The 4,780-nt window shown below is 70.8% G+C and carries 6 protein-coding genes; 2 read left to right on the forward strand and 4 right to left on the reverse strand.

Translation table 11 applies throughout. From position 1 onward, the window contains the following. The coding region (locus AC1DY2_RS15470; protein ID WP_476763231.1) for a flavin monoamine oxidase family protein at positions 1-955 on the forward strand (955 nt) is incomplete at its 5' end. On the opposite strand, the gene AC1DY2_RS15475 is transcribed toward AC1DY2_RS15470, so the two are convergent. From AC1DY2_RS15475 to AC1DY2_RS15490, 4 genes are read right to left on the reverse strand one after another with little or no spacing between them, the layout of a single operon-like run. After that, positions 852-1,601: a Pr6Pr family membrane protein gene (locus AC1DY2_RS15475; RefSeq protein ID WP_476763232.1), complete on the reverse strand. Its 750-nt coding sequence runs from the start codon at positions 1,599-1,601 to the stop codon at positions 852-854. The two genes, AC1DY2_RS15470 and AC1DY2_RS15475, sit on opposite strands and share 104 nt — an antisense overlap. Before the next feature lie 48 nt (positions 1,602-1,649). Continuing rightward, positions 1,650-2,540 (reverse strand): amino acid ABC transporter ATP-binding protein, encoded by an 891-nt coding sequence (locus tag AC1DY2_RS15480; protein ID WP_476763233.1) that lies wholly within the window; start codon positions 2,538-2,540, stop codon positions 1,650-1,652. Beyond that, the gene (locus tag AC1DY2_RS15485; RefSeq protein WP_476763234.1) at positions 2,527-3,192 is read right to left on the reverse strand and encodes an amino acid ABC transporter permease; all 666 of its coding nucleotides are present in this window, start codon (positions 3,190-3,192) and stop codon (positions 2,527-2,529) included. The genes AC1DY2_RS15480 and AC1DY2_RS15485 overlap by 14 nt, the downstream gene beginning before the upstream one ends. Positions 3,193-3,241: 49 nt before the next feature. Continuing rightward, positions 3,242-4,051 carry an amino acid ABC transporter substrate-binding protein gene (locus AC1DY2_RS15490; RefSeq protein ID WP_476763235.1) on the reverse strand — a complete coding sequence of 270 codons (810 nt, stop codon included), beginning with the start codon at positions 4,049-4,051 and terminating at the stop codon, positions 3,242-3,244. A 320-nt stretch (positions 4,052-4,371) separates the two neighbouring features. Between AC1DY2_RS15490 and AC1DY2_RS15495 the strand changes: the two genes are divergently transcribed. Continuing rightward, positions 4,372-4,701: a hypothetical protein gene (locus AC1DY2_RS15495; protein ID WP_309974485.1), complete on the forward strand. Its 330-nt coding sequence runs from the start codon at positions 4,372-4,374 to the stop codon at positions 4,699-4,701. Positions 4,702-4,780 lie beyond the last annotated feature (79 nt).

Below are 4,780 nucleotides of genomic sequence, written 5' to 3' on the forward strand. Positions count from 1 at the left end.
CGACGCCGACGGGTTCGACCGCTCGGTCGAGCTCGGGCCGGTGCTGCTGCCCGACGACGAGCCGCTCACCGAGGCGCTGGCCGCGGCATCCGTCGACGTCGTGCCCTTCGACGCCGTGGTGCAGGCACGCACCGCCGCGGGCCAGGCCGTACCGATCCCCGCCACCGGCGACGACGCGATCGAGGCGGCGCGCACCTGGGCCGAGGCGCAGCCCGATCCCGGCGGCGTCTCGCTCGCCGCCGCGCTCGTCGGCTCGGGCACCGTGCCGATGTCGGCCGTGCCCGGCGACGACGGCGTGAGCCCCGCCGACTGGCTCTCGCACACGATCACGAGCGGGGTCGAGCCGGCCGCGGGGGCGCCGACGAGCCGCATCGCCGCGCCGACGGCGCCCACCTCGCCCTTCCCGTCCGGCCCGCGGTTGGTGACCGGCCGACTCTCCGACCTGCTCGACGCGCTCGCCGACCGGGTCGACCTCGCCGTCTCGAGCGTCGTCACCCGCATCGCCTACGACGACCGCCGCGTCAGCCTGCGCCTCGACTCGGGTGAGTCGCTCACCGCCGACCGCGCCATCGTGACGGTGCCCCTTGGGGTGCTGAAGTCCGACGCCCTGCGGTTCTCCCCCGCCCTGCCCTATGCCCACCAGCACGCCATCTCGACGCTGCAGACGGGCGTCGTCGACGTGGTGTGGCTGCGCTTCGACGAGGCGTTCTGGCGCACGGGCTCGGCGGAGGGGGAGGTGCCTGCGGCGATGGACGCCCACCCCGGCGTGCTGACCGTGGTGGGCGAGCACTCGAGCGTGGCCTACTGGCTCGACCTCGTCGGCGCCTCGGGCGAGGCGATCCTCGTCGGCGTCATCGCATCGACGCAGGCGCTTCGACTGGAGCCGCTCGACGATCAGGCGTTCCTGGCGGCCGTGCTCGACGACCTCGCGCCCTACGCCACAGCGCCCGGTTGACGGCCACGAGCCCCGCCGTCACGGCGACGAAGATCGCCACCACGAGCAGGCAGTAGGCGGCGACGCCGAGCGCACCGCCCACCTGCGCCTCGTCGAGGAAGAAGTAGGGGTACCAGCCCACGTCGGCGCCGCGCACGAGCGTGTAGGGCAGCCACAGCGTGGGGTACACCAGCACCCAGCCCACGGTCGACCAGGGCACCGGCGGGTTCACCGCCATGATGCTGTCGGCCGTCCAGGCGATCACGGCGAGCGCGGGCACCACGAAGTGCAGCAGCGTGTCCGACCACGGAACGTCGATGCGGTAATCGCGGGTCGACGCCTGGCTCACGATGAGCCCGAACACGATGCCCGAGACGAGCAGGTACACGGTGACCATCGTGCGGAGGATGCCGAGCCATGGCGGGTCGCTCGGCGCCTTGAGCGCGTACCACGCGGCGATGCCCAGCGTGACGACCGCGATCATGGCCGACTGGATCGTGAAGTAGCTGAAGAAGTTCGCGGTGGCGAAGAAGCGGAAGCCCAGCACGTACTGGAAGTTGCCGATGATCGCGACGACCTCGAGCACCGCCACGAGCACCCGGAACACCCCGAGGGAACGACGCGCCCGCATGCCCGGAGCGAGGACTCCGTGGGTGCGGGCTGCCATGTGTCAACGCTACGCCCCGCCGCCGGGCGGCCCGTGCGGGCGTGCGGGCTAGTCCATCGGCCGGAGGATCCGGTCGAGGAACCTCCGCGTGCGCTCCTCGGTCGGCTTCGTGAAGATGTCGCCGGGGGCGCCCCGCTCGACCACCACGCCACCGTCCATGAACAGCACCTCGTCGGCGGCCTGCCGCGCGAAGCCGAGCTCGTGCGTCACCACCACCATGGTCCAGCCCTCGTCGGCGAGCTCCTTGATGACCGACAGCACCTCGCCGACCAGCTCGGGGTCGAGGGCGCTGGTGGGCTCGTCGAAGAGCAGGAGATCGGGCTTCAGTGCGAGCGCCCGCACGATGCCGACCCGCTGCTGCTGCCCGCCCGACAACTCGAATGGGTACGCGTCGCGCTTCTCGGCGAGGCCGACGCGGTCGAGCAGGGCGGATGCCTCGGCGATCGCCTGCGCCTTCGGCACGCGCTGCACCCGGATGGGACCCTCGACCACGTTCTGCAGCACCGTCATGTGCGGGAACAGGTTGTGCTGCTGGAACACCATCGCCGACCGGTCGCGCAGGGCGAACCGCGCGCCCTTCGGGAGCGGCTTCGCGAAGTTCAGCTCGGGGCCGCCGGTGAACGCGATCGTGCCGCCGTCGGGCGTCTCGAGCCCGTTCAGCGAGCGCAGCACGGTGGTCTTGCCCGACCCGCTGGGGCCGATGAGCACGACCACCTCTCCGCGTCGCACGTCGAGGTCGATCGAGCGCAGCACCTCGTTGTCGCCGAACGACTTGCGGATGCCGCGGGCCGTCAGCAGCGGCGAGTCGTCGGGCGCGGCCTTCGGAGCGAGCGGGTCATTCGGAGCGAGCGGATCGTTCGGCGCGAGCGGATCGTTCGGCGCGAGCGGCTCGCCCGCGGCATCCGGACCCTGCTGCAGCGGGTCGTCACTGGGCGACATAGCGGTCGAGCCTCCTCTCGAGGGCGTTCTGGCCGCTTGAGAGGGCGAGGCAGAACAGCCAGTAGATGAGCGCCGCCTCGAGGTAGAGCAGCATGAAGTCCTGCGTGAACGCGGCGATCTCCTGGGAGACGCGGAACAGCTCGGTCACGAGGATCAACGACGCGAGCGACGTGTCCTTCACGAGCGAGATGAACGTGTTCGACAGCGGGGGCACCGAGACCCGCGCGGCCTGCGGCAGGATGATGCGGCGCAGCGTGGTCGCGTTCGACATGCCGATCGTGTAGCCGGCCTCCCACTGCCCCTTGGGCACCGAGAGGATCGCCGCCCGGATGATCTCGGCGGCGTACCCGCCCACGTTGAGCGAGAACGCGGCGATGGCGCTCGGCCACGGATCGATGACGATGCCCACGGCCGGAAGCCCGTAGAAGATCACGAACAGCTGCACGAGCAGCGGCGTGCCGCGGATCACCGACACGTAGAACCGGCCGATGGCCGAGAGCACGCGGTTCTTCGAGAGCCGGGCGAGCGCCACCGCGAGCGCGATGACGAGTCCGATCACGAACGAGGCGAGCGCGAGCGGGATGGTGCCGCTCAGCCCGCCCCACACGATCGGCCAGAACGATTCCAGGAACAGCTGCCAGCCGGATGCCACGGCGACACCCCCTTCGAGACGACGGGCGCGAGCCTACTCCACCTGCCCCCTACTGGGAGACGTCGGCCCCGAAGTACTTCTCGCCGAGCTCGGCGAGCACGCCCTCCTCGCGGAGCTGCGCGAGCGCGTCGTCGATCGCGGCCTGCAGTGCGGTCTTGTCCTTGGTGAGCGCGATGGCGCTGAGCGAGGGGTCGTCGGTCTCGGCGGCCACCTCGATGCCCGACTTCCCGTTGGTCTTCACGTAGTCGAGGTAGGTGAGCTTGTCGTTGATGGTGGCGTCGACGCGACCCTGCTCGAGCAGGGCGACGGCCTGCGCCCAGCCCTCGACGGCCTCGACGTTCGCGCCCGACTCCTGGGCGAGCTCGTACCAGTTGCTCGTCAGCGACTGCGCGGTGGTCTTGCCGGCGAGGTCGTCGAAGCTCGAGATGGAGGTGTCGCCCTCCTTGACCACGATCACGCCGGGCGAGACGGTGTAGGKCTCGCTGAAGAGGTACTGCTCCTCGCGCTCGGGGTTGATCGACACCTGGTTCGCGATGGCGTCGAAGCGGCCGGCGTCGAGGCCCGCGAAGATCGCGTCCCACTGGGTCTCCTCGAACTGCACCTCGAGCCCGAGCTTGTCGGCGACCGCCTCGGCGACCTCGACGTCGTAGCCGGTCAGGTCGCCGTTGCCGTCCTCGTGGAAGCTGAAGGGGCGGTAGGTGCCCTCGGTCGCAACGGTCAGCGTGCCGGCCTTCACCAGTCCGTACTCGTTGTCGGATGCGGCGTCGCTCGAGGCCGGGGCGCCCGAGGAGCAGGCGGCGAGGGCGAGGGCGGCGGCGGATGCGGCGACGAGGCCGAGCAGGGTGCGGGCGCGTGACATGCGGTGGTGCTCCGTTCGTGACGTTCGTGACGTTGGCGTGATGCCGGATGCTTCGTTCGGTCGCTCCGGCGGAACGAGTCCAGCACGCCGGCGACCCCCGGGTGAAACCGCATGACGCCGCGTTGCATTCCGGATCCGGCGGGAATCGGGACGGATGTCACGGGGACGCGCCGGAGAATGCACATGCTGCGCATGGCATACACGCCGGGAGGTGTCGTGCGCAACCCTCGCCGCCCATCTCCGCCGGTCGATAGAGTGACGGGCGTCGTGGGAGTCCCCTCCCACGTCGCGGTGCCCCCCACACCAACCGAAGGAATTCCATGATCACGCTGTCCTGGCTCCTCATCCTCGCCCTCGTCGGTGGCGCGCTCGCCCTCGTCGACGGCATCTGGCGACTCCGTGCACGCGGTGGCTCGACGATCGTCGGCGTCATCGAGGTCATCGTCGCCGCGCTGTTCCTGCTGTCGCTGTTCATCCCGGGCATCCCCTGGGGTCCGATCGTCCTCGGCGTCGCGACGCTCATCGCGCTCGTCGTCGCCCTGTTCGCGGGCGGGCGCACCGGCCGCGGCGTGACGATCGCCGCGATCGTCGTGATCGCGATCTGGCTCGTGCTCGTGAACCACTGGCTGGTCATCCCCGGCGTCAACTGAGCGCCGGCACACGTCGAGGCGGCCGTCCCCTGGTGGGGGCGGCCGCCTCGTTCGTCGTCGTGGCGCGACTAGCAGAGGG

It is taken from the genome of Agromyces sp. P1_H4 (genome assembly GCF_056405255.1).